Here is a 22824-nt window from a genome sequence, read left to right as displayed (position 1 = left end):
ACAGGCCCAATACCGCCGGCTAACGGCGGCGATTAGGCCCGGTTCTCATTTCAGCCAAGGCTCGGCCTGCCTTAAGCGGCTGCCCGCTCCTCTGCCCCGAAATCGTGAAGCAGGATTGCGATCTCGAAACCGCGGCGGGCGAGCCAGTGGGCGACGATGCGGGCGCGCGAACCCAGGAGATCGTCGACCAGGACGACGCGGGCGCCACGAACGGCAATCGTCCGATAGGATACGCCGAGCAGCTGCCCGCCCTCCGAGGAGATCGAGCCCGGAAGATTCGAGCGCGCAAACTCGTCCGGCGTGCGAACGTCCAGGAGGTAGGTTGTGCGCACCGGATCGGCCTTCCACGTCTCGGCCGTCTTCCGATCGACGAACGTCAGACCGTCCTTCGCTGAAAGGCTCTTTCCATACTCGCTTGCAAACCGGCGCGCTGTTTCTGTCGCCTCGTGGTAGGTTGCGGTACGCCCTGTCTCCAGATCGAGGCCCGCGTCGGTCCAGCCGCGCGTCCCGTCATCGAGATAGGCAACGGCATTTTCGACGCCGGCATCAATAAGGGTCTGGGCCCCGAGAATAGCGCGCGGCAGGCCGGCGCAGGAAACCACGACCTTCGTCTCCGTCGAGGGGACGAGGTCCTTGAAATGCAGCAGTAGTTCGGCCCCGGGCACGCCGACGGCGCCCGGCACATGCGCCTTTTCATATTCGCCGAGCGTGCGTGTATCGAGGACGATGACGTCCTGACCCTGATCGCGCAATGCCTTCAGCTCGACGGCAGAGACCACGGGCGTCCCTCTCTCGTCGCGAACCTTCGTGACGAAGGCAACGCCCGGAATATCGAAGGTCGGAAGCTTGTCCTCGCCTTCCTCCACCCAGGCGGGAATGCCGCCTTCCAGAACATGGATGTTCGTCCAGCCGGTTTGCCGCAATCGGGTGACAGCCGCTTCGGCCGTGCCATCGCCACCATCGACCAGAACCGTGCGGACCACACGACGCGGCACGAAGCGGTCGAGTTCGGCGTCCAGGCGTTCGGCAGGCAGGTTTGTCGCAAACAGCGGCGATGCGTAGCCGACCTCTTCGGTTGGCCGGATATCAAGCACCGCCAGTTCCAGCCCATCGCCCAGCCAATCAGTCAATCTGGCCTTGTCTATCGAATATCCCGTCATGTTTTCTGCTCCTGATATCAAGCGTTCGGATCGAGCCACAGGTCGCCGAAGCTCCAGTTCAGCCCCTGCGATCCCGTCACGTAGTTCTTCACCCTCCTGTTGGCGACGATCTGGGCGCCGGCGGCGACGAGGTCGACGGACGCCACCTCGTCATGGATCAGATGCTGGAACTTGCTCCAGACCTCCCAGCGCTTCTTCTCATCAGGCTCGATGGCGGCCGCCTCGAGCAGCGCATCCGCCTTGGCGTTCGCGTAGTGGCTTGCATTCGAGAACGGCAGGCCGATCTTGAAATTCTTGCTCCAGTAGGCGCGCTGAATGCCGAGCGACGGATCGAAGGTGTTGGAGAGCGACTCCACTACCAAGTCGAAAGCCCGGTCGGTGTAGACGGTCTTCAGGAAGGTCGGCAGGTCGTATTTCTTGATCTCGATTCCAACGCCGATCTTTTCCAGCTGGTTTTTCAGCACATCGGCGTAGCCTTGCGGCAGGTAGGAATTATAGGTCAACCTGAGATCAAAGCGCTTGCCATCCGCCTTGCGCGGATAGCCCGCTTCATCGAGCAGCTTTTCGGCTGCGGCCGTATCGTAGGGATGGGCCACGACGCTCTTATCGTACCACTGCGGCAAGGCCGTGCTGACAGGGCTGGGCGACACCTGCGCATAACCATAGAGCGCGACGTCGACGATCTCCTGCAGGTTGATCGCCTGGGCGATGGCAAGCCGGACCTCGCGCTTGGCAAACAGCCGATTGTCGTAGTTGAAGAACAATTGCTGCTGCGGGCCGGAATAGGCGTAGGTGGTCGTGTCGACGATGAGATTGGGGACCTGCTTCAGCCGCTCGAGATCGGCAAGCGGCACCGGATTGTCGCCGATGTCGGCTTCACCGGTCTCCAGGGCCGCGGACCGGGCGGCCGGATCGGTGACGACGCGTAGGATGATGCGGTCGAGATAGGGCTTGCCCGCGTCCCAATAGTCCGGATTGCGTTCGAAGATCAGGTGGCTGCCCGCAACCCATTCCGTCAGCTTGAAGGGACCTGTCCCTATCGCTGTTTGCAGCGTCTGCCCGTCACCAGGCGCCAGCTTCTCGAAGATGTGCTTCGGCACGATCGGCGACTCCGAGCTCGACTGCGCCGAGAGCAGGAACGGAGCCGGCTTCGACAACACGATAACCGCGGTCAGCGGATCCGGCGTCTCCACCGCCACCACGTTCTGATAGGTGATGCGACCGCGCGGATGCGCCTCCTTCAGCCGGAAGATCGAGAAGGCGACGTCATCGGAGGTGAAGTCCTTGCCGTCGTGCCACTTCACGCCCTTACGCAGCTTGAACGTGTAGCGAAGATTGTCGTCGGAAACAGACCACTCCGTCGCCAGCAGCGGCTGCGGCTTGACGTCGAGGTCGAAGGTGAGCAGGCCCTCAACGATCTTCGGGCCGATCGCCTGGCCGGTGCCCGACGATGTGTTGATGGCAAAGAGAGCATTGCCGGGATCCACCCGGTAGAGCCAGTTCAAGGTGCCGCCCGTCGCCGGTGCAGCGCCTTGTCCAAATGAGATCGACGGGAGCAAGGTGCTAGCGCTTGCAAGCAACATCAGCTGGTTGAAACTGCGACGGTTGATGGACACGCGAAGAGCTCCTCTCGGGTTGGATTGTGGTCCGCTGAGGGGAAGCTTCAGTGCTGCGCCTCGAAAGCCGAAGTGAAAGTTTCTTCTCGTCCGGGAAAGAATAATTGCCTCCGGACGATTGTTCGACGTCGGCGTAACACAGAGGAAAAGCTGCTCAATTTCCGCGATTTGACAGGATGGTGTTTTCGCCGATGAGCACCGCGACGAAACGCAGAAATCGAGCGCACCGGTAAAAGAATTTCTTTCCGTGAAATCAAACAGATATTTCTGGACTTGAACGGCCGGCCAGCCAACCGTTGACGGGAAATAGGCGGGCACACGCCCGTCCTACCGTCATTTCCGGGAGGCAAAATGCCGTTCGTAACAGATGCTGACGACACGCTTCTGGCAAAGGCGAGCGAACTGCGCCAGGCGTTTCATCTCGATGCCGTCGAGAGAGACAAACAGGGCGGCAGGCCAGTCGACCAGATCAGGCTCCTGAAAGAAAGCGGCCTGCCTTCGGCGCAGATCGCCAGGAAGTACGGCGGCCAGGGCGCCTCATGGCCAACGATCCTGCGCATCGTCAGGGAGTTTGCGAAAACCGACGGATCGCTCGCCCATCTCTTCGGCTATCACCACCTGCCGCTCAACCTCATCCTGTTTCGCGGCTCGGCCGCGCAGAAAGAGAAATGGCTGACTGGCTCGGCGGCCGGCAACTGGATCTGGAGCAATTCCGGAAACGCGTTATCGAAAACATCGAGCGGCGAACGGACGGCGACCGGCTGGATCATCAACGGCAGTCGCCCGTTCTCCTCGGGCACGCATGTCGCCGATTACATCCAGGTTTCCTGGGAGAATGGCGATGGCGCCCGACTGACCGCCGCCGTTCCCGCCGACCGCGACGGCATTGTCATTGTGAACGACTGGGACGGCATCGGCCAGCGGCAGACCGGCAGCGGCACGGTCCGCTTCGTGGATCTTGAGGTTCAAGACGACGAGCTGATCAGCTCGCCCGAGGTGCCGTTGACACCCTATTCCTCGCTCACATCGCTCCTTCAGCAAAGCGTCCTGCTCAACGTCTTCGTCGGCAGCGCACAGGGCATACTGGAGGAGGGCCGCAGCTATACGACGACGAGTTCGCGGCCATGGGTCTATTCCGGCGTCGAGCGGCACACCGACGACCCCTGGATCAAGCGCCAATACGGCGACCTCTATATCCGCACTCTTGCGGCAACGGAGCTGGCCGACAAGGCCGCGCGCAGCCTCGATGCTGCCTACGCCGCAGGGCCTTCGCTGACCGCCGCGGGCCGTGGCGCGGCCGCGATCGATATCGCGACGGCGAACGTCTATGCCGGCGAGGTCGGGCTTGCCGTCTCCAGCGAGGTCTTCGAGGTCATGGGCGCCCGCTCGGCGACCAATGCCAATGGCTTCGACCGCTTCTGGCGCAATGTCAGGACCCACACACTCCACAATCCCGCCGAGTACAAGAAACGCACCGTCGGCACCTGGCTGCTGACAGGCGAATTTCCCGTGCCGGCCATCTATCGCTGAAAGGAACCGCAATGGCGAAACGCAAGGACAAGATCAAGCTCGGCGCATTTCTGCTCTTCACCGGGCATCACGTCGCCGCATGGCGTCATCCAAAGGCTTCCGTCGGTACCGAGTTCGAGAACTACCTGGAATTGGCCAAGCTCGCCGAAGCGGCGAAGTTCGACACGATCTTTTTCGCGGATGGCGTCGCCGCGCGCATCAAGGATGTCGAGGCCGCAAGCCGCAAGGCTCATAGCGGTGTTTATCCCTTCGAGCCCATCACCCTGCTCTCCGCGCTGTCTTCCGTCACCCGCAATATCGGGCTGATCGCCACCGCCTCCACCAGCTACTCCGACCCCTATAATCTCGCCCGGCAGTTCGGCTCGCTCGACCGGCTGAGCGGCGGTCGAGCCGGCTGGAACCTGGTGACCTCCGCCGACCCCGACGCCGCCTTCAATTTCGGCCATGAGACGCAGATCCTCCATTCTGACCGCTACGAACGGGCGGAGGAATTCGCCGACGTCGTGCTCGGCCTATGGGACAGCTGGGAAGACGATGCTTTCCTGCGGGATCGCGAAAGCGGCCGCTATTTCGACCCGGCCAAGCTGCATCGGCTCGATCACAGTGGAAAGCATTTCAAGGTCCGCGGCCCGCTCAACATTCCGCGCTCGCCACAGGGGCGACCGGTTGTCGTCCAGGCCGGCGCCTCCGAGCCCGGCAAGGAGCTTGCCGCCCGCACGGCGGAAGCCGTCTTTGCCGCCCAGATCACCCTGGAGGAAGCAACGAGCTTCTACGCCGACGTCAAGGGACGGTTAGCGAAATACGGTCGCTCGCACGACGACCTGAAGATCCTGCCCGGCATTTTCCCGGTCGTCGGCCGCACACAATCGGAGGCGCAGGAGAAGTTCGAATCCCTTCAGGAACTCATCCAGCCGGAGGTCGGATTGAATCTGATTTCCCAGCTCTCGGGCCTCGACCTCCGGGATTATCCGCTCGATGGACCGGTGCCCGAAAATCCGCCTGCGACAAATGCCGGCAAGAGCCGGCAGGCACTGGTTCTGGATCTTGCCCGGCGCGAGAGCCTGACGATCCGCCAGCTCTACCTTCGCATCGCCGGTGCGCGCGGCCACTGGCAGGTCGTGGGCACGCCGACGGAGATTGCCGATACGCTGGAAGAGCGCTTCGAAAACTATGGAGCTGACGGCTTCAACATCATGGCGCCGATCATGCCGGGCGGGCTCTCTGATTTCATCGAGCTTGTGGTGCCGGAACTGCGACGGCGCGGTCTCTTCCGCCACGAGTATGAGGGTACGACACTGCGCGAAAACCTTGGCCTGAAGCGCCCCGAAAACAGCCATACCGTCATTCACGGCGCAGTCGCGGCCGAGTAGGGGAAAAGACATGAGCCGCGATACGCTTTTTCTCATCGCCCCCGGTTTCTCGGACCCGACGCACCCTGGGCAGACGTTCGTCTGCCCCCATTGCAATGCGATCGAGGGGGTACTTTCGAGCTTTCCCGAGCTTGCTGCCCGCATCGAGGTGCACAGAGTTCCCTTCCCTCGCCCGCGCACACAGGTGATCGAGGCGGTTGGCGAGGAAAACCAGTCCTTGCCGGTGCTGGTCCTCGCATCCAACCCGCCGCCCGATGCTGCGGACTGGAAAGGCAAGCGCTTCGTTTCCAAGACCAGCCGCATTCTCGAATTGCTTTCAGAGCGGCATGGCTTTCCGCGACTTCACGACTGACGGAGATAAGACGATGACCGTAAAGCCCTCAGGCTTCGAACCAGCCCTGCTGCCTCCCGTCCTCTTCGAGCCGGACCAGACCGATCCCTATCTCGCCAAGGCGGTCGAGCTCAGGAACATCTTCGCTGTCGATGCCGTCGAGCGGGATCAACAGGGCGGGCGGCCGACAGAGCAGGTCCGGCTTCTCAAGGACAGCGGCCTCGTCAATCTGCTCATTCCCACGGAATTCGGTGGTGAGGGACAGCCCTATTCGACCGCTCTGCGCATCGTGCGTGAGTTCGCCAAGGTCGACGGGTCGCTTGGCCACCTTTTCGGCTACCACTTCAGCCCCATCCAGAATGCCCTGACGGGGGGTAGTGACGAACGATCGGCCGCGATCCTGCGGCAATCGGCCAAGGGTCGGTGGTTCTGGGGCAACACCACGAACAGCTTCTCCAAAAGCCTCTTCGGCAAGAGGATAGAAGGTGGCGTCCTCCTGAACGGCTATCGGCCGTTCGCTTCCGGCTCGCACGTCGCCGATTATCTGATGGTCGCATGGGAAGACGAGGAAACGAACGCGCGCAGCTTCGCCTATATTCCCGCCAATCGCGATGGCATAACGATCGCCGACGATTGGGATGGCATCGGACAACGGCAGACCGGCAGCGGCCGTGTCTTCTACAAGGATGTCACCGTGAAGGATGAGGAGATCTTGTCGGAACGCCCCAGGGATCCGGCTGCCCTTCTCATTCCGCAGCAACAGCAGAGCGTTCTCCTCAACGTCTTCATCGGCAGCGCGCAAGGCGCCCTGATCGCAGCACGGGATTATACGATCACGAAATCTCGGCCGTGGATCTACTCCGGTGTCGAACGCCATTCGGACGACCCGTGGATCAAGCGACAGTACGGTGAACTCTGGACCAAGGTGCAGGCCACTACCGCACTGGCTGACAGAGCCGCGGTCGCCATCGATACGGCCTATGCCAAAGGCCCGGCGCTGACGGCCGAGGAGCGCGGCGCCACCGCGATTGCGGTTGCTTCCGCCAATGTGCTCGCGGGCAAGGTCGCGCTCGAGGTCACCAGCGAAATATTTGAGGTGATGGGTGCTCGTTCCGCCGTCCGGCCGTACGGCTTCGATCGCTTCTGGCGCAACGTCCGTATCCACACTCTTCACAATCCGGCAGAATATAAGACCCAGAATGTCGGCTCCTGGTTCCTGACCGGCGACTATCCCGAGCCGGGGATATTCCAATGAGCCGACGGCAGCTTCATCTCAACATCAATATCCTGCACTCGGGGTTCTCCCCAGCGGCCTGGCGCATGGAAGGCAGCGACCCCCGCGCCTCCTTCGACATCAACCACTACATCAAGGTCGCTGACATCGCGGAACGGGGCACATTCGATGCCGTCTTCCTGGCCGACCAGGCGGCCATATCGGACCGCATCGACTTTCGCCCGCTCACCTCGCTGGAACCGACCATCGTGCTTGCAATTGTCGCGGCCAGCACGGAACGGATCGGGCTGATCGGCACGGCCTCCACCACTTACAACGAACCCTACAACATCGCCCGGCGCTTCGCGACGCTCGATCATGCCAGCGGCGGACGCGCCGGCTGGAACATCGTCACCAGCGCGGATCTGGCGCAAAGCAGGAACTTCGGCCTTGAAAAGCCGGTAGCCCATGCCAGCCGCTATGAGCGGGCCAGCGAGTTTGCCTCCGTGGTCAAGGCGCTATGGGACAGCTGGGAGGAAGAGGCCTTTGTCGGTGACGTCGCGACCGGACGTTTCGTCGATCCCGGTCGTGTCCACCCCATCGCTCACAGCGGCAAGCACTTCTCCGTGCATGGGCCGCACAATATTCCGCGCCCACCACAGGGGCACCCGGTTCTCGTGCAGGCGGGCGGATCAGACGACGGGCGTGAACTCGCCGCCGCACATGCCGAAGCGGTATTCTCCGCCTCGCAATCCTTCGAAGAGTCGCTGGATTACGCCAGGGATCTGCGCCGTCGCGCCGTTCGTTTCGGTCGCTCGGAAAACAGCATCCTCGTGCTCGCGGGCCTCGCCACCATCATCGGCAGCACGGAAGCGGAAGCAAGGCGCAGACAGGAAGAACTGCGCGACCTCATTCCGCTTGAATACAGCCTTGCCCGACTGGCCGGTGTCCTGCAGGTCAATCAGAAGAAGCTCGAACTCGACAAGCCCTTGCCTGAGGACATTCCGCTGCCGGCCGACGGCGGGCACACGTTCTTCCACGCCACGCTGGCGCTCGCGCGGCGGCAGGGATTGACCGTTCGGGGCCTGATCCGCGCGCTCAACGGCGGCACCGGGCATCGCACGATTGTCGGCACGCCTGCCGCGATCGCCGACGATATAGAGACATGGTTCAGCGCCGGTGCGGCCGATGGTTTCAACCTCATGCCCGATGTGCTGCCGCACGGGCTTGAAGTCTTCGTCGATGAGGTGGTTCCGATCCTGCGTCGCCGCGGTCTGTTCAGGCACGAATACGCCGGCCGCACATTGCGTGATCACCTTGGTCTCACGCGGCCACACAACCCCTACGCCAGCGCGGCAGAATAGCGACCCGGAAAAGGACAGTCCCATGACACCTTCCCTTGCAGCAAAGCCAACCGGCTCCGACCGGCTGGCAGCGCTATCAGCCGAACGCTATCGCCAGGTGCAGCACCTCGGCAGCGACTGGAATGAACGGTCGACGCCCTGCTCTCCCACCGCAGCGTGCGCAGCGATGCGGCACTTGCGGCGCAGAATGCGGTCGTTGCCTTTGAATCGCTGGGGCTCGGGACCTGCTACATCGGCGCGATCCGCAACGATCCGGAAAGGGTCGCCCGGGAACTCGCCTTGCCGGATGGTGTCTTCCCGGTCTTCGGCCTTACTGTGGGGTTTCCCGATCCGGCACAACCCGCCGGCGTGAAGCCGCGCCTACCTCAGTCGACGGTCCTGCATCGCGAGCAATATTCGGATCGCGCCCGGACGCGGGATCTTGCGGGCTACAAAAAGGCACTGAGGAGCTTCCAGACGGAGCAGGCGATGCCGGCGATCGACTGGACCAATCAGGTCCGGAACCGCATCGGCACGGTCGAGGCCTTGAAGGGGCGGCACGTACTTGCGGCGGCGGCGCGCAGGCTGGGCTTCCGGCTCAAGTAGAGCGGCAGGGCCTGGAAGAACAACTTATTCTGCGGCCATCATGTCTGCCGCAGGTCGGATACGGCGCGCGATGATCTCATCCATCGTCTGCAGGGCGCGCGCTTCCGCGAGCAGCCACTCGCGAAACAGATCGACGCGCATCAATCGCGCCGTATGCGCCGTGGTGGCGAAGAAATAGGACGAACTGACGGGCTGCGGCACGCCAAAGGGGCAGACCAGCCGCCCGGAGCGGATCTCTGCTTCCGCCAGCCTGATCTTGCCGAGCCCCAGCCCCTGCCCTGCCAGCGCTGCATCGAGGACAAGAGAGGACTGGTTCAGGCGGAACCCACCCTGCGACGGCAGGTAGGAGAGCCCGGCTGCGCGCAACCACCCACCCCAATCCGGGCAGGATTGATCATGCTCTGCCCCATCCTCGTGCAGCAGCGGCACGTCTTCGATGGCCTCCGGCTTGCCCCACAGCCCATGCGTATCCGCAAACTCCGGGCTGCAGACCGGCAGTATGGCCTCGGAAAAGAGATGATCGACAACGAGCCCCGGATATGGACCGCGACCGTAGCGGATCACGCAATCGGCGTCGCCGGCATCCAGGTTCGTCAACTGGGTCGACGCATCGACCAGAACCTGCAGCCCGGGAGCAGCCCGCCGCAGCGCATCGAGGCGCGGGATGAGCCACTTGCTGGCAAACGACGGGGCGACCGAAACGCGGATCGGCTGTTCATGATCGCTCTGCACGAACTGAGCCATAGCGGCCAGAACAGCATCGAAGGCCCCGGTCAGTCCGGGCACCAATGCCAACCCGGCCGGCGTCAGATGCAACTGGCCACGCACACGGTTGAAAAGCGGCTGACCGAGGTAGTCTTCCAGCAGGCGGATCTGTTGACCCACCGCTGCCGAGGTCACATGCAGCTCTTCGGCGGCGCGAACGAAATTCAGGTGTCGGGCCGTCGCGACGAAGGCCCGCAACGATGTCAGCGGCGGCAGCCGCGCAAGCGTCGGCTGAATTGCTTTTCTGCGGGAGTCGGCAAACGTGCTCATGAGAGGATTGCACCACAAACCTGCCCTTCAAGACGAGAACCGGCATTCCTTCCCGCCCTACCGACGGGACATTTTCTTGCGCGGCGAGCCTCAATCGGAGATGCAAAAACTATTCTCTATATTTTTAGTGGACTACAGTAATTCAACCTTCTCCTTGACGCTCTGCCGCGAAGTTTTCCTTTTCCGGACAGGCAGAAAAACATTCTTCCTGTTTTGCACGGCCCTGCCCGATGATGCCTGCAACGACGCTTCGATAGAGGCGTCCATCGCAATTCAGGGGGTATCCATGGACATCAGCAGACGCCAGCTCAACAAACTTCTCGCCGCGACCGGCCTTACCGCATTCCTGCCGCTCAAGGCGTTCGCCGAGACTTCCGCACCGACAAAGGGTGGCACCTTGAACTTCATCGTGGAGCCGGAACCGCCGACGATCCTCACCCTCGCCCATACGGCTGGCGGCACGCAGAAGGTGAGCCCCAAGATCACCGAAGGTCTCTTGACCTACGACTTCGATCTGACACCAAAGCCGCAGCTTGCCACCGAGTGGTCAGTCAGCGACGACGGGTTGAACTACACTTTCAAACTCCGTCCAAACGTCAAGTGGCATGACGGCAAGCCCTTCACATCGGACGACGTTGCCTATTCCATCGAGCTTCTAAAGCAAGTCCACCCGCGTGGCCGCGGCACCTTCGCCAATGTCACCAAGGTCGAAACGCCCGATCCGCTGACCGCCGTGATCCGGCTTTCCAAACCCGCCCCCTACCTGCTGAGCGCTCTCTACGGGGCCGAGTCCCCGATCGTGCCCAAGCACGTCTATGACGGCGTAAAGATTGCCGACGTGCCCACCATTCCGAATGGCAGTGCCCCGATCGGCACGGGACCATTCGTCTTCAAGGAGTGGGTGCGCGGATCGCATATCATCCTCGAGCGCAATCCCGATTACTGGGACGCCGGCAAACCCTATCTCGACCAGGTTATCGTACGCTTCGTACCCGATGGGGCCGCCCGCGCCGCCGGCTTCGAAACCGGCGAATTCGATATCGGCGGCGACAATCCCATCCCGCTGAGCGATCTCGAACGTGTGAAGGCATTGCCGAACATTGCCGTCGATTCACGCGGCTACGAGACCAAGGGCGACCAGACGCAGCTGATCTTCAATCTCGACAACGAGTATCTGAAGAATGTCAGCGTTCGCCGCGCCATCGCCCACGCCATCGACCTCGACGTTATCCTGAACACCGTCTGGTACGGCTACGGCCATGTTTCGCCGACCCCGATCAGCACCTTCCTGCCGCGCTATCTCGACACCTCGATCAAGCCTTATGCTTTCGATCTGAAAGCCGCTGAACAGCTGCTCGACGAGGCCGGCTACAAGCGCGGCGCGGACGGCGTCCGCTTCAACCTGCGACTGACCCACAACTCCTACAATGAAGGCTTCAAGCGGGTCGCCGAATATCTGAAGCAGAACCTGACGCGTATCGGCATCAACGCAACGATCGATTCCTACGACTTCTCCACCTACATCAAGAAGGTCTACACCGACCGCGCCTTCGACGTGACCGCCGAATATCTGGGCAACCAGTTCGATCCGACGCTCGGCGTGCAGCGCATCTACTGGTCGAAGAACTTCAAGCTCGGCCTGCCCTTCTCGAACGCCAGCCACTACAATAACCCGGAGGTGGACAAGCTGCTCGAAGCCGCATCCGTCGAGGTCGACGATGCAAAACGCAAGCAGCAATTCTTCGCCTTCCAGAAGATCGTTGCCGACGAAGTGCCAGTAGTGAACCTGATTTCACTGGAGAACGTCACGGTGTTCAACAAGCGGGTCAAAAACCACACCATCGGGGCCGAGGGTGTGCAGTCCAACTTTGCTGATGTCTACATCAAGGACGGCGAAGGCTGAGGTGCGGCGGCAGGACTAGCACGAGAAAGGGGCGCATCGACGATGCGCCCCTTTTGCTTTTGGAGATGAGATCACGCCACTCGGATGGGCGTGAATTTCGTGAGGATGCGATCGGCAAGCGCAATCGCCTGGGCGCGCTGCTCGGTGATCGAACTCGACTCCCATGCAACGCCCCGCAACGGATGTCCGATGGCGCTGAGATTGCGGTGCACGAGCCCCTCCTCGTTGATGAGATCGCCCGCCGTCGTCGCATCGATGCCATAGCCGGTGCTATGAGGGCGAACCTCGCCGCTTGCCAGCAGGCTCCTCACGAAGGGGTCGGATACCCGACGCCAATCATGCAACTGATGGCCACGACAATCGATCACGCCATCGAACGGCACAGTCTCGACGCCTGTCGCTGTCTTCAGGCTGGCGATGATCTCGCTACCCTCGACCGCAAATCCGAGGATACGGGCGCGTCCATGCTCCAGCCGGCCTTCCGAAATCACCCGCTCGATAATCGCGTGGCTTTCCGGTGCCGAGCGATGCGCGGTGACGTCCCAGAAGGCCCTGAGATGCCGGGTGAACCGCAGCCGCTCGCGATCGCTGGCCGCTTGCCACAGCGAGAGAATATGAGGGCGGATCGCCAAGGGCAGCCCTTGCCAGTCGGCACCCTCAGCCGAGATCGCCCGTCGTTCCGCCTTGACGCGTGACAGCAGTTCGCGCGCCGTTGATGGCAACGGGCCATCGGCAAGAAAGTCGCGCGCTGCGTCGACAGTCCTGCGACCCTCCACGAACTGGCCACGGCGCGATATCACGCGGTAGCGACTGCGGTAACCTCGTGCCTCCATGCTGGCCACGGCATCGACCATCGACAGGCTCGAACCAATCAGGAGAATTTCCTCGCAGCCTTTCAGACGGTCGAGCGCCAGTGCGTCCCACGGATTGGCTGCAAAACGTGGGTGACCGGCGAGTTCAGCCTCGGCGGCCGACAGGCGCGGTTGAAAAACGCCAAGGGCCAGCACGGCTTCATCCGCCTCCACAGAGGTACCGTCAGCCGTGGTAATGCGGATCCGGCTCGGCGTTGCCAACAGCGTGGATGCCGACGACCGGATATGCCGCAACGTCGAACCGAGCCGCGCGTTCGCGACCGCACGCGCGAGCTCGTCACGGACATAGGTCCCATAGAGGTAACGCGGCGGGCTGCTTGTGCGCACCTCGGCGGGAGGCGTCCAGCCGTAGGCGGGGCCATTCTCGACGAGCCAGCGCGCGAGATGGCCGGGATCCTCGGGATAGAGCGAGAAGATTTCAGCGGGACCGTTCACCAGATGTGCCGGATCGGGTGTGCTGTAAGCAACACCCCGCCCAAGCTCCTCGCGCCGCTCTATGATGGTGATCGCCAGCGGAACTTCGGTCTGGTCGAGCAGCTTGAGCGCCATCAGCGCCCCAGCGAAGCCCCCACCGACAATGGCAACGGAGTGATACGGAATACGATCAATGCGCAATAGACCTCCTCTCCCACCGGCGTCGGTGGGGCGTGATATGTCGGGATGTGAGAGCGGACGCCCTTATGCGATCAGCCTGTCGCGACTGCGATGGCGCCCATTCAGCAGTTCTAGGGCATTTCGGCTGGCAATCAGCTCGGCTTCATGCGCGCTCAACCCTGCCGCCGCAAAGGCCGTGGCGAGCCCGTCCTGCGTCGGATCATGTTCGAGGATCGGCCAGTCGCTGCCGGTCAGAACATGGTCGGCGCCGACGAGACTGGCCACGAAGCGGATGAAGCGTGCTTCCGACGGCATGATGTCGATATAGAGGTGACGCCGCTTGCCCGCTGGCGCCTCCGCGAAAATGGATGGCAGTTCCCCGAAGGGACCGGTCAGCGCAAGTGCCGAAATGCCGAGCGCGGTGATGACGACCCGAAGCTCCGGCAATTCCTCGAAAACACCCGATGTCACCAACGAAATCGCAGCGGCGGCGTTGATCGTGCCGCGGCTCAAGCGGGTCCCGAGCCTGCCGAGGCCTGACAGCTGCGTTGAAAGCGGCTCGGGGTTGATCGGATGCAGGAAGACGGGAACGCCAAGCTCCGCAGCAACCCTCAGGACCGGCCGGGCTTCTGGCGCGTCGATTAATCTGTCACCTCTCGCGCTGTCGAGAAACAGGCCGGGCAAATTGAGTTCGACGATGGCGCGCCGCGCCTCGATCGCCGCCGCTTCTCCGCCGAAGGTGTCCACGGTCGCCAGCGCGAAAAGCCGATCAGGATGGCCCGCAACGGTCGCGGCGAGATCGTCGTTCAGCTTGCGGCTGACCGCACCAAGATCGGCATCAGGTGCGGCGACCATCGACAGCGCGACCCCGATCACGCGGCGCGAGATACCGGCCGCATCGCTATCCGCGATAAGCGCATCGATGTCTGCGATTTTCGTGCCGATCCGCGCCCACAGCGAGTCGAGCGGGCGACCGGGCGCGCGGTAAACCTCCCAGCCTTCGGGCAGGAAATGTGTATGGAAATCGACGATGTCGAGCTTGCTCATGGTGGCTCCGTGACGATCGCTGCGCGGCAGGGATCAGAAGACCTTGCCTTCCTCCAGGTGTGTCGTGGTTCCGTTGATGTAGAAGTCACCGACCACCCTCGCCTTGTGCAGCAGCGGATTGTGATTGAGCACCGTGCGGATGTTGCGCCAGTGCCGGTCGAGATTGAGATGGCGCGACGTCGCGGAGCCGCCGCCGAGTTCGAAGACGTTGGTGGCCGCCGTGAGCGCAATTTGCGAGGCGACGATCTGTGTGCGCGCCGTCGTCAACGCGCTCTCGATCAGCGCGGCTTCAAGCGTCTGCTGATCGCCTGCGGCGAACGCGGCGGCCGTCTTGTCGAGCGCACGCGCGCTTTCGCGGATCAGCGTGTCGACGGCAAAGGAGCCGGCAGCGACCTCACCGAGAATCTTCTGCACGAAGGGATCCGCACTGGCTGTCTCGGCCGCGCTATGGGCCGCCGACCGTGCCTGCCGGCGCACATATTCCGTCCCTTCGGCAAGCGCGCCACGCACAGCGCCCGCCATTGATGCCGCAAGGTGAAGCTGCCGCAAGGTGGAGGTGTGGCGGCCGACCAGCGTGTTAAGGCCGCGCGTGGAGATTTCATGCGGCAACACCTCGACGTCTTCGAGCAAAACGCCACCGCTCGCGGTCAGCCGCTGGCCCATGCCATCCCAGTCGTCGAGAATGGTGATGCCTGGACGATTGACCGGAAGCAAAACGCTCACGAACTCACCGTCATCGTTCTTCGCACTGAATGATGCGAAGTCCGAAAATGCAGTGCCGGTTGCATACCATTTGCGCCCGTCGAGACGGTAGCTATCCCCCGATCTCGTCAAACGTGTCGTCACCTCGCCCGGCCGCTTGGTGCCCTGCTCCGTATGAGCCCCGCCGAAAAGCTTGCCCGAGAGAACGCGGCTGAGCTGTGTGCGCTCGATGGCAGTATTAGGGCTGAGGATCAGGCTTTCGGTAAAATTGAAATGGCTGCGCAGCGCGTGAGCGACATTCGAATCTGCCGCTCCGATCGCCATGATCGTTTCGATGTAATCGGCAACGGATCCCCCCGGACCACCGAGCGCCACGGGAATGCGCAGCGCCCCCAGACCGGTCTCCTTGAATAGGCGGAAGGCCTCGAATGGAAGCTCCCTTTCCAGATCGCGTCTTGCCGCCTCCTTCGCGATTTCGGCCGTCAGATCAGGAATTCTTGCCAAGAGCGTCGAGAGATCGTTCACCGCCTCCTGAGGTGTCGGAGTGGCGGACAGTGCTGAAGGAGCGGTATTCGGCATGCGGGAACCTTCTCGGCCGGGAAAAGAAAAGAAGGGACCCGCCATATCGGCGGATCCCCAAAGTCATGATCAGGCGACAGCGCGTGTCAGCGGCACGACATTGTCGGAACCGGCTGCAGCGCTACGCGGCACACGACCTTCGACCGGATGGCTCGGATCGTTGAAGCCTGGCGTCGAGGGATGCCCCGTCGTGACCAGCCGGTCGACCAGCGCCTCGTCCTCGGCGTCGAGCTTGACGTCCAGCGCGCGGATATAGCTGTCCCAATGCTCTTCCGTGCGCGGACCGGCGATGGCCGCCGAGATCAGCTTGTTGTTCAGCACCCAGGCGAGCGCGAACTCGGTCGGCGATATCCCCTTGCGGGTCGCGTGCGCAGCGATCTCGGTGGCGATGGCAATCGATTCAGGACGCCATTCCGTCTCGAGGATGCGCTTGTCGCCGCGACCGGCGCGCGTGTCGGCAGCCGGCTCCTTGCCCGGCTCGTACTTGCCGGTCAGAACGCCACGGGCGAGCGGCGAGTAGGAAACGACGCCGAGACCATAGTGATGGGCGGCCGGCAGCTGCTCGGCTTCGGCGGTGCGGTTGACGATGTTGTAAAGCGGCTGGCTTGCCACCGGACGATCGATACCGAGTTCATCGGCGAGCTGCGCGACTTCGGCGATGCGCCAGCCGCGGAAGTTGGAGACGCCGAAATAGCGCAGCTTGCCGGCGCGGATCAGGTCGGCGATCGCGCGCACCGGCTCTTCCAGCGGCGCATCGAAGACGGCGCGGTGGAAATAGAGGATGTCGATATAGTCGGTGTTGAGACGGCGCAGCGAATTCTCGACAGTCTCGATCACCCACTTGCGGGAATGACCGCCGAGGTTCGGGCCCTTCTTGTGCGAATTGACGAACTTCGTCGCCAGAACCCAGTGATCGCGATGCGCCTTGATACCCTTGCCGACAACCTCTTCCGACTTGCCGTCGTGATAAACATCGGCGGTATCGATGAAGTTGATCCCCTGCTCGCGCGCCTTGTCGATGATGCGGAACGCGACATCGTCAGGCGTCGGGCCACCGAACATCATGGTTCCCAGGCTGAGCGGTGACACCTTGAGCGCACTGCGCCCGAGATAGCGATAATCGACCATTGTATTCTCCTTCTTACTGAGCATGGTGGCAGGCGGCGGCGTGGCCGCTGCCGAACTGGCGGAATGCTGGATCTTCGGATCGACAAATATCGGTGGCGAGCGGACAGCGCGTATGGAAGCGGCAGCCGGCCGGTGGATTGTGCGGGCTTGGCAGATCGCCGGTGATGGGCGCGGCCTGCTTGCGCCGCGACGGATCGGGCACGGCGGCGAGCAGCGCTTGCGTGTAGGGATGTTTGGCGCCCTTCCACAGCTCGCTCGTCGCAGCGCTCTCGACGATGCGGCCGAGATACATGACGAGCACGCGATCGGCGAAATAGCGAACGACGGAGAGATCGTGAGAGATGAAGAGATAGGAAAGCGAGAGCTCCGTCTTCATCTCGACCAGCAGATTGAGGATCTGCGCCTGGATCGAGAGGTCTAGCGCCGAAACCGGTTCGTCGCAAATGACGAGTTCCGGCTGCAGGATGAGCGCACGGGCGATGCCGATACGCTGGCGCTGGCCGCCGGAGAACTCATGCGGATAGCGATCGAGCGAATCCGCCGGCAGGCCGACATGAGCAACCATCTGTGAGGCGATCGTCTCGCGCTGCTTGCGCTCGCCGATGCCATGAACCGCAAGCGGTGCGGTCAGGATTGTGCGGATCGTCTGTCTCGGGTTGAGGGACGCGAACGGATCCTGGAAGATCATCTGGATGCTGCGCCGGACGGACTGCAGTTCGCGCCCCGCCATGGCGGTGACGTCCCTACCCTTGAAAGTAACGCTGCCAGACAAGGGATCGACAAGCCGCACCAGCGATTTGCCGAGCGTGGACTTGCCACAGCCGGATTCGCCGACCAGCGCCACCGTCTCGCCCTCTGCAATCTCCAGGGAAACACCATCGACGGCGCGCACGGTGCCAGCGGCTCCGGGATAATGGGTCGAAAGCCGATCAACCGACAGAAGCGACATGAGCCTTCTCCGCAATGGCTGGAACATACGGGCACGCCACCTGTCGGCCAGCGGGCAGTGCGATGAGTTGCGGTACGACGGACGCGCAGGAGGGCCGCGCCACCGGACAGCGTGGGCGGAACGAACAGCCTTTCTCGCCCGCCGCCGAAACGATCGAACCCGGGATTTCCGAGAGCGGCCCGTCGCGATAGTGGTAATCGGCCTTCAGGCGCGGCGATGCCGACAGGAGGCCGTTTGTATAGGGGTGATACGGCTCGTCGAACACCTCGCCCGGAAGCCCCTCCTCGATCTTGCGCCCGGCATACATGACGACGACGCGGTCGGCCCATTGCGCAACGATGCCGAGATCGTGGGTGATCAGGATGACCGCCATGTTCAGCCGCACGCGAAGGCTATCGAGCAGCTGCAGCACCTGCGCCTGGATCGTCACGTCAAGTGCGGTCGTCGCTTCATCGGCGATCAGCAGTTTCGGATTGCAGGCGACCGCAATGGCGATCATCACGCGCTGGCGCATGCCGCCGGAAAGCTGGTGCGGGTATTCGTCTATGCGGCGGCGGGCGTCGGGGATGCTGACGAGATCCAACAGTGCAACGGCGCGCTCGCGAGCCTGACGCCGGCTGAGATCCTCATGAATGCGCAACACTTCGATGATCTGATCGCCGATTGTCAGCACCGGATTGAGCGATGTCATCGGCTCCTGAAAGATCATGGCAATGTCGCGGCCACGGATGCGGCGCAGGTCCCGTTCCGGGAGGCCGACAAGATCACGGCCGTCGAAGCGGATCTGCCCGCCAGCCTTCGCGTGCCGCGGCAAAAGGCCCATCAGGCCGAGCGCCGTCAGCGACTTGCCCGAGCCGGATTCCCCGACGATGGCGAGCATCTCGCCAGGATTGGCGGAAAAGCTGACTCCCTTCACAGGTTCGGCCGCCCCAAAGCGCACCGAGAAGTCGTTAACTTCGAGAAGCTTTGCCATCAGCGATCCTCCGAAAAGCGCGGGTTCAGCGCATCGTTCAGACCATCGCCAATCAGGTTGAGCGAGAGCACGGTGAAGACGATCGCAAGACCGGGCAGCGCCGTCAGGTACCAGGCGGTGCGGATGACATCGCGCCCGGCGCCGATCATCGAACCCCAGGAAACGCGGTTGGGATCGCCAAGCCCCATGAAGGAGAGCGCCGATTCCATCAGGATGGCGCTTGCCACCATCACCGACGACGTGACGATCAGCGGCGGCAGCGCATTGGGAAGGATCTCGCGGAAGATGATGCGAGCATGACCAAAGCCGAGGCTACGGGCAGCCTGAACATAATCCTTCTCGCGAATGGCTCGGAATTCCGCGCGCGTCAGCCGCGCCACCGTTGGCCAGGAGACGATCGCAATGGCGATGGTCACGGTCCCTGTCGTCGGTTGGGCGATCGCCACGAGAACGACGAGCAGCACGAAGCTAGGAATGGTCTGGAAGATCTCGATGAACTTGACCAGCACGTCGTCGATCAGACCACCGAAATAGCCGGCGACGGCGCCCATGGCGATCCCCACCGTCAAGCCGAGCGCGGTGGCCGCGAGCCCGACGGTCAGCGATATCCGGGCGCCGTGAACGATACCGGCAAGCACATTGCGGCCCATGGAATCCGTACCAAGCGGATAGGCAGGGTTCTGACCGGGCCACAGGAAGGGTCGCGCCACCATCTCGAGCGGGTCACCGGGAAAGACAAGCGGCGCCAACAAGGCCGACAGGGCAACGAGCAGCAGAATGCCTGTACCAAACAGTGCATTGTAGTTGCCGAGAAAGACTTTCAACTCCCGGCGCATGCCGCGCCACGCCGTACCCGAAACCGAAGCGCGGACGTCTGGGGCGTGGATGTGTGTCCAGCGCGGCTTGGGCGCTTCCGGTGCTGCTTGATCGCGCTCGACCTTTGTCTGCGGCGCGAAGTCGATCGCCTGGCCGGCCAGTGTTCCAAGTTTTTGACTGTTCATCGGCTTGCTCCAATTCGGGGATCGATCCACGCCTGCAGCAGGTCGACGGCGGCATTGGCGACGATCACGAGGAAGGAAGACAGGAGGAGAATGCCGAGCAGCACGCTGAAATCGCGGGCCATGACGGCTTCGAAGGCAAGGCGCCCGAGGCCGGGCCAGCTATAGACGGTCTCGACCACGACCGCACCGCCCAGCATGCCGCCAAAGTGCATGCCGGCCATGGTGGTGATCGGGATCAGGGCGTTGCGAAGGACGTGTCGCGTCGTCAGCACGAAAGGTGAGACACCCTTGGCGCGCGCGGTGCGCACAAAATCCTGCGATTTGACTTCCAGCATCGAGGCGCGCGTCAGGCGGGCATAGATCGCCAGATAGAAAAGCGCGAGAGATGTTGCTGGCAGCACCATGTAGCGCGCCCTGTCGAGCAGTGCCGGGAGCCCTGTCAGCCGCGAGCCAATCGTGCTGTCTCCGCCGCTCGGCAGCCATCCAAGCTTGACCGAGAAGAGCAGGATCAGCATCAGGCCAATCCAGAAGCCGGGGATAGAATAGAAGAGCAACGAGACGACGGAAATGATACGATCCGGAAGGCGCCCGGAAAAGGCGGCCATCAGCGAACCGAGCAGCAGTCCAACGGCAATTGCGATCGCCAGTGCCGCCACCATGAGCACGAGCGTGCCGGGTAGCCGCTGGCCGATCAGATCGGCGACCGGCAAGCCGTAGCGCGGCGAAAAGCCAAGGCTGAAATGCGCGAGGTTGTTCAGATAGTTGGCAAGCTGAACGAGGATCGGGTTATCGAGCCCGAAGCGCTCGCGCAGTGCTGCCATCGTCTCGACCGTGGCCGAGCCGGATTCCGCCGCCATCACATCGGCCGCATCGCCGGGTGCCAGCTTCAGCAGGAAGAAATTGAGGATGACAATCCCGAGCATTGTGGGCACGGCCTGAATGATCGTCCTGCTGATCGTTCGACCTATCCGCCTGTAAGCCGACATGTGCCCCACCTCGCGATCTGAAAAGAATTCACCTCGTCTCGTCGCTTAGTAGTTGACTAATTCTGTGGGTTTTGTCAAATCCATATTGGTAAATAATTCCAACGAATACGTGCTTTAGCGTTCTTTTAGAAATATGATACCGCATATCGACACTGAGTAGGTTTTTGTCCCACTTCAAAGCAGTCACGGGGCAAAAATCTCTAAGGCAGGCTCGATCCGCGGAATGACACAGAAGCGGGCCGTGACGGCCCCTGGATCATGAGGGTTGAACAAGATGTCACTATTTCCCGCACCCACGCGCCGCAGCTTTCTTCTGGCCTCGGTCGCACTCGGCGTCACCGCCACAGCGCGGCTTCCCGCCTTTGCGGCGACGGCAACGCGCGGCGGCACGGCAACGCTTCTGCTGGCCGCCGAGCCGCCCGTCCTGACGACGATCGCCCATACGGCTTATAACGCGGTCTATGTCTCACCGAAGACCACGGAAGGCCTTCTCACCTACGACTTCGATCTCAATCCGAAGCCGCTGCTGGCCAGGGAGTGGACTGTCAGCCCTGACGGACTGACCTATACCTTCAAGCTGCGCGACGGCGTGAAATGGCATGACGGGCACCCCTTCACTTCCGCCGACGTTGCCTTCTCAATCAAGACCCTGAAGGAAGTGCACCCGCGTGGCCGCAACACCTTCCTCAATCTGGTCGATATTGAAACGCCCGACGCGCAGACGGCCGTCCTGAAGCTTTCCAAGCCCGCGCCCTATCTGATCACCGCGCTTGCCGCCTCGGAAACACCGATCGTGCCACGCCATATCTATGAAGGCACCAAGGTCGCGGAAAATCCGGCCAATCTCGCGCCAATCGGAACCGGTCCTTTCAAGTTCAAGGAATGGGTGCGCGGCAGCCACATCGTCTATGAGCGCAACCCTGATTACTGGGATCAGCCTCGCCCCTATCTCGACCAACTGATCATCCGCTTCATCCCGGATGCCGCCGCTCGCTCGATTGCGATCGAGACCGGCGAAATCGATCTCGCACCCTCGACACCCGTACCGCTCAGCGATCTCGAACGGCTACAGAGCGCCGAAGGGCTGGCCTTCGAGACCAAGGGCTACCAATACCAGAACGGCGTCAGCCGCATCGAATTCAACCTCGAGCGCCCGTTCTTCAAGGACGTGAGGGTACGTCGCGCCTTTGCGCACGTCATTGATCGCAACGTCATTCTCAACACCATCAACTATGGCTATGGCGCAGCCATCCCCGGCCCGATCAATCCGAACCTTGCGAAGTGGTTTGTGCCGGATCTCAAGACATACCCGATCGATCTCGCCGCCGCCGAGAAGCTTCTCGACGAAGCCGGTTACCCGCGCGGCGCCGACGGCATCCGCGCCCGCATCAATCTCGACTTCGTGCCGAGTGGCGAAACCTATCCGCGGGGTTCGGAATATATCCGCCAGGCGCTTGCCAAGGTCGGCATTGATGCGAAGGTCCGCAGCCAGGATTTCGCGACCTACACGAAGCGGATCTACACGGACCGCGATTTCGACTTCGCATTCGAAGGCATGAGCAATCTCTTCGATCCAACGGTCGGCGTCCAGCGCCTCTACTGGAGCAAGAACTTCAAGCCGGGCGTCCCCTTCTCGAACGGCGCTGCCTACAGCAACCCCAAGGTCGATGAACTGCTCGAGGCCGCCGCCATCGAGGTCGACCCGGCAAAGCGCGTCGAGCAGTGGCGCCAGATCCAGCAGATCCTCGTCGAGGATGTTCCGGCGATCGACGTCGTCAGCCAGCCGGAACTGACGATCTACAACAAGCGCATCTCCGACCACACGATCGGCGGCGAAGGCATCGCGGGCAGCCTTGCCTTTGCCTACGTCGCAGCGTCCTGAGCCG

At 62.4% G+C, this 22824-nt stretch carries 19 protein-coding genes; 8 read left to right on the top strand and 11 right to left on the bottom strand.

Annotation, left to right across the window (positions count from 1 at the left end; translation table 11 throughout):
- Positions 1-71: 71 nt before the first annotated feature.
- On the bottom strand, positions 72-1160 hold the full coding sequence (locus tag FHT97_RS26230) for a rhodanese-like domain-containing protein (RefSeq protein ID WP_183758462.1): 1089 nt from the start codon (positions 1158-1160) through the stop codon (positions 72-74).
- 17 nt (positions 1161-1177) lie between these two features.
- Positions 1178-2776 carry an ABC transporter substrate-binding protein gene (locus tag FHT97_RS26225; protein WP_183758460.1) on the bottom strand — a complete coding sequence of 533 codons (1599 nt, stop codon included), beginning with the start codon at positions 2774-2776 and terminating at the stop codon, positions 1178-1180.
- Between the two features lie 351 nt (positions 2777-3127).
- On the opposite strand from FHT97_RS26225, the gene FHT97_RS26220 reads away from it, so the two are divergent.
- From FHT97_RS26220 to FHT97_RS26195, 6 genes are all read left to right on the top strand, one after another.
- The gene (locus FHT97_RS26220) at positions 3128-4306 is read left to right on the top strand and encodes an acyl-CoA dehydrogenase family protein (protein WP_183864720.1); all 1179 of its coding nucleotides are present in this window, start codon (positions 3128-3130) and stop codon (positions 4304-4306) included.
- Between the two features lie 11 nt (positions 4307-4317).
- The gene (locus tag FHT97_RS26215) at positions 4318-5676 is read left to right on the top strand and encodes an LLM class flavin-dependent oxidoreductase (protein ID WP_183864719.1); all 1359 of its coding nucleotides are present in this window, start codon (positions 4318-4320) and stop codon (positions 5674-5676) included.
- A 10-nt stretch (positions 5677-5686) separates the two neighbouring features.
- Entirely contained in the window at positions 5687-6028 is a 342-nt protein-coding gene (locus FHT97_RS26210; protein ID WP_183864718.1) for a DUF3088 domain-containing protein, read from the top strand.
- 13 nt (positions 6029-6041) lie between these two features.
- Positions 6042-7262, top strand: coding sequence for an acyl-CoA dehydrogenase family protein (locus tag FHT97_RS26205; RefSeq protein WP_183864717.1), 1221 nt, complete (start codon positions 6042-6044; stop codon positions 7260-7262).
- Complete coding sequence (locus FHT97_RS26200; protein ID WP_183864716.1) at positions 7259-8584, top strand: LLM class flavin-dependent oxidoreductase; 1326 nt, start codon at positions 7259-7261, stop codon at positions 8582-8584. Before FHT97_RS26205 ends, FHT97_RS26200 begins: the two co-directional genes overlap by 4 nt.
- A 156-nt stretch (positions 8585-8740) precedes the next feature.
- Complete coding sequence (locus FHT97_RS26195; RefSeq protein WP_348649647.1) at positions 8741-9169, top strand: nitroreductase family protein; 429 nt, start codon at positions 8741-8743, stop codon at positions 9167-9169.
- 24 nt (positions 9170-9193) lie between these two features.
- Here the strand turns inward: FHT97_RS26195 and FHT97_RS26190 are convergent, their stop codons facing one another.
- Positions 9194-10204 (bottom strand): LysR substrate-binding domain-containing protein, encoded by a 1011-nt coding sequence (locus FHT97_RS26190; RefSeq protein WP_183758449.1) that lies wholly within the window; start codon positions 10202-10204, stop codon positions 9194-9196.
- Between the two features lie 286 nt (positions 10205-10490).
- Between FHT97_RS26190 and FHT97_RS26185 the strand changes: the two genes are divergently transcribed.
- Positions 10491-12107 (top strand): ABC transporter substrate-binding protein, encoded by a 1617-nt coding sequence (locus tag FHT97_RS26185; RefSeq protein ID WP_183864715.1) that lies wholly within the window; start codon positions 10491-10493, stop codon positions 12105-12107.
- Between the two features lie 71 nt (positions 12108-12178).
- On the opposite strand, the gene FHT97_RS26180 is transcribed toward FHT97_RS26185, so the two are convergent.
- The 8 genes from FHT97_RS26180 to FHT97_RS26145 all read right to left on the bottom strand — a co-directional run bounded on the left by FHT97_RS26180 (position 12179) and on the right by FHT97_RS26145 (position 20938).
- Positions 12179-13594: an FAD/NAD(P)-binding protein gene (locus FHT97_RS26180; RefSeq protein ID WP_183864714.1), complete on the bottom strand. Its 1416-nt coding sequence runs from the start codon at positions 13592-13594 to the stop codon at positions 12179-12181.
- A gap of 63 nt (positions 13595-13657) precedes the next feature.
- Positions 13658-14620, bottom strand: a complete 963-nt coding sequence (locus FHT97_RS26175; protein WP_183864713.1) for an amidohydrolase family protein — start codon at positions 14618-14620, stop codon at positions 13658-13660.
- 33 nt (positions 14621-14653) lie between these two features.
- Positions 14654-15901, bottom strand: coding sequence for an acyl-CoA dehydrogenase family protein (locus FHT97_RS26170; RefSeq protein WP_183864712.1), 1248 nt, complete (start codon positions 15899-15901; stop codon positions 14654-14656).
- A gap of 69 nt (positions 15902-15970) precedes the next feature.
- Entirely contained in the window at positions 15971-17029 is a 1059-nt protein-coding gene (locus FHT97_RS26165) for an aldo/keto reductase (RefSeq protein WP_183758440.1), read from the bottom strand.
- Positions 17030-17042: 13 nt separating this feature from the next.
- The gene (locus tag FHT97_RS26160) at positions 17043-17978 is read right to left on the bottom strand and encodes an oligopeptide/dipeptide ABC transporter ATP-binding protein (RefSeq protein WP_183758438.1); all 936 of its coding nucleotides are present in this window, start codon (positions 17976-17978) and stop codon (positions 17043-17045) included.
- Complete coding sequence (locus FHT97_RS26155) at positions 17959-18951, bottom strand: ABC transporter ATP-binding protein (RefSeq protein ID WP_183758436.1); 993 nt, start codon at positions 18949-18951, stop codon at positions 17959-17961. Before FHT97_RS26155 ends, FHT97_RS26160 begins: the two co-directional genes overlap by 20 nt.
- Positions 18951-19952 carry an ABC transporter permease gene (locus FHT97_RS26150; protein WP_183864711.1) on the bottom strand — a complete coding sequence of 334 codons (1002 nt, stop codon included), beginning with the start codon at positions 19950-19952 and terminating at the stop codon, positions 18951-18953. The genes FHT97_RS26155 and FHT97_RS26150 overlap by 1 nt, the downstream gene beginning before the upstream one ends.
- The gene (locus FHT97_RS26145) at positions 19949-20938 is read right to left on the bottom strand and encodes an ABC transporter permease (RefSeq protein ID WP_183864710.1); all 990 of its coding nucleotides are present in this window, start codon (positions 20936-20938) and stop codon (positions 19949-19951) included. The genes FHT97_RS26150 and FHT97_RS26145 overlap by 4 nt, the downstream gene beginning before the upstream one ends.
- A gap of 274 nt (positions 20939-21212) precedes the next feature.
- Here FHT97_RS26145 and FHT97_RS26140 point away from each other — a divergent pair, with 274 nt between their 5' ends.
- Positions 21213-22820 (top strand): ABC transporter substrate-binding protein, encoded by a 1608-nt coding sequence (locus FHT97_RS26140; protein ID WP_183864709.1) that lies wholly within the window; start codon positions 21213-21215, stop codon positions 22818-22820.
- The last annotated feature ends 4 nt before the right edge of the window (positions 22821-22824 follow it).

The organism is Rhizobium sp. BK399 (assembly GCF_014194695.1).
GTDB lineage: Bacteria > Pseudomonadota > Alphaproteobacteria > Rhizobiales > Rhizobiaceae > Rhizobium.
The sequence above is the reverse complement of the archived record's forward strand: the minus strand, read 5'-3'. Positions and strand labels throughout refer to the sequence as shown.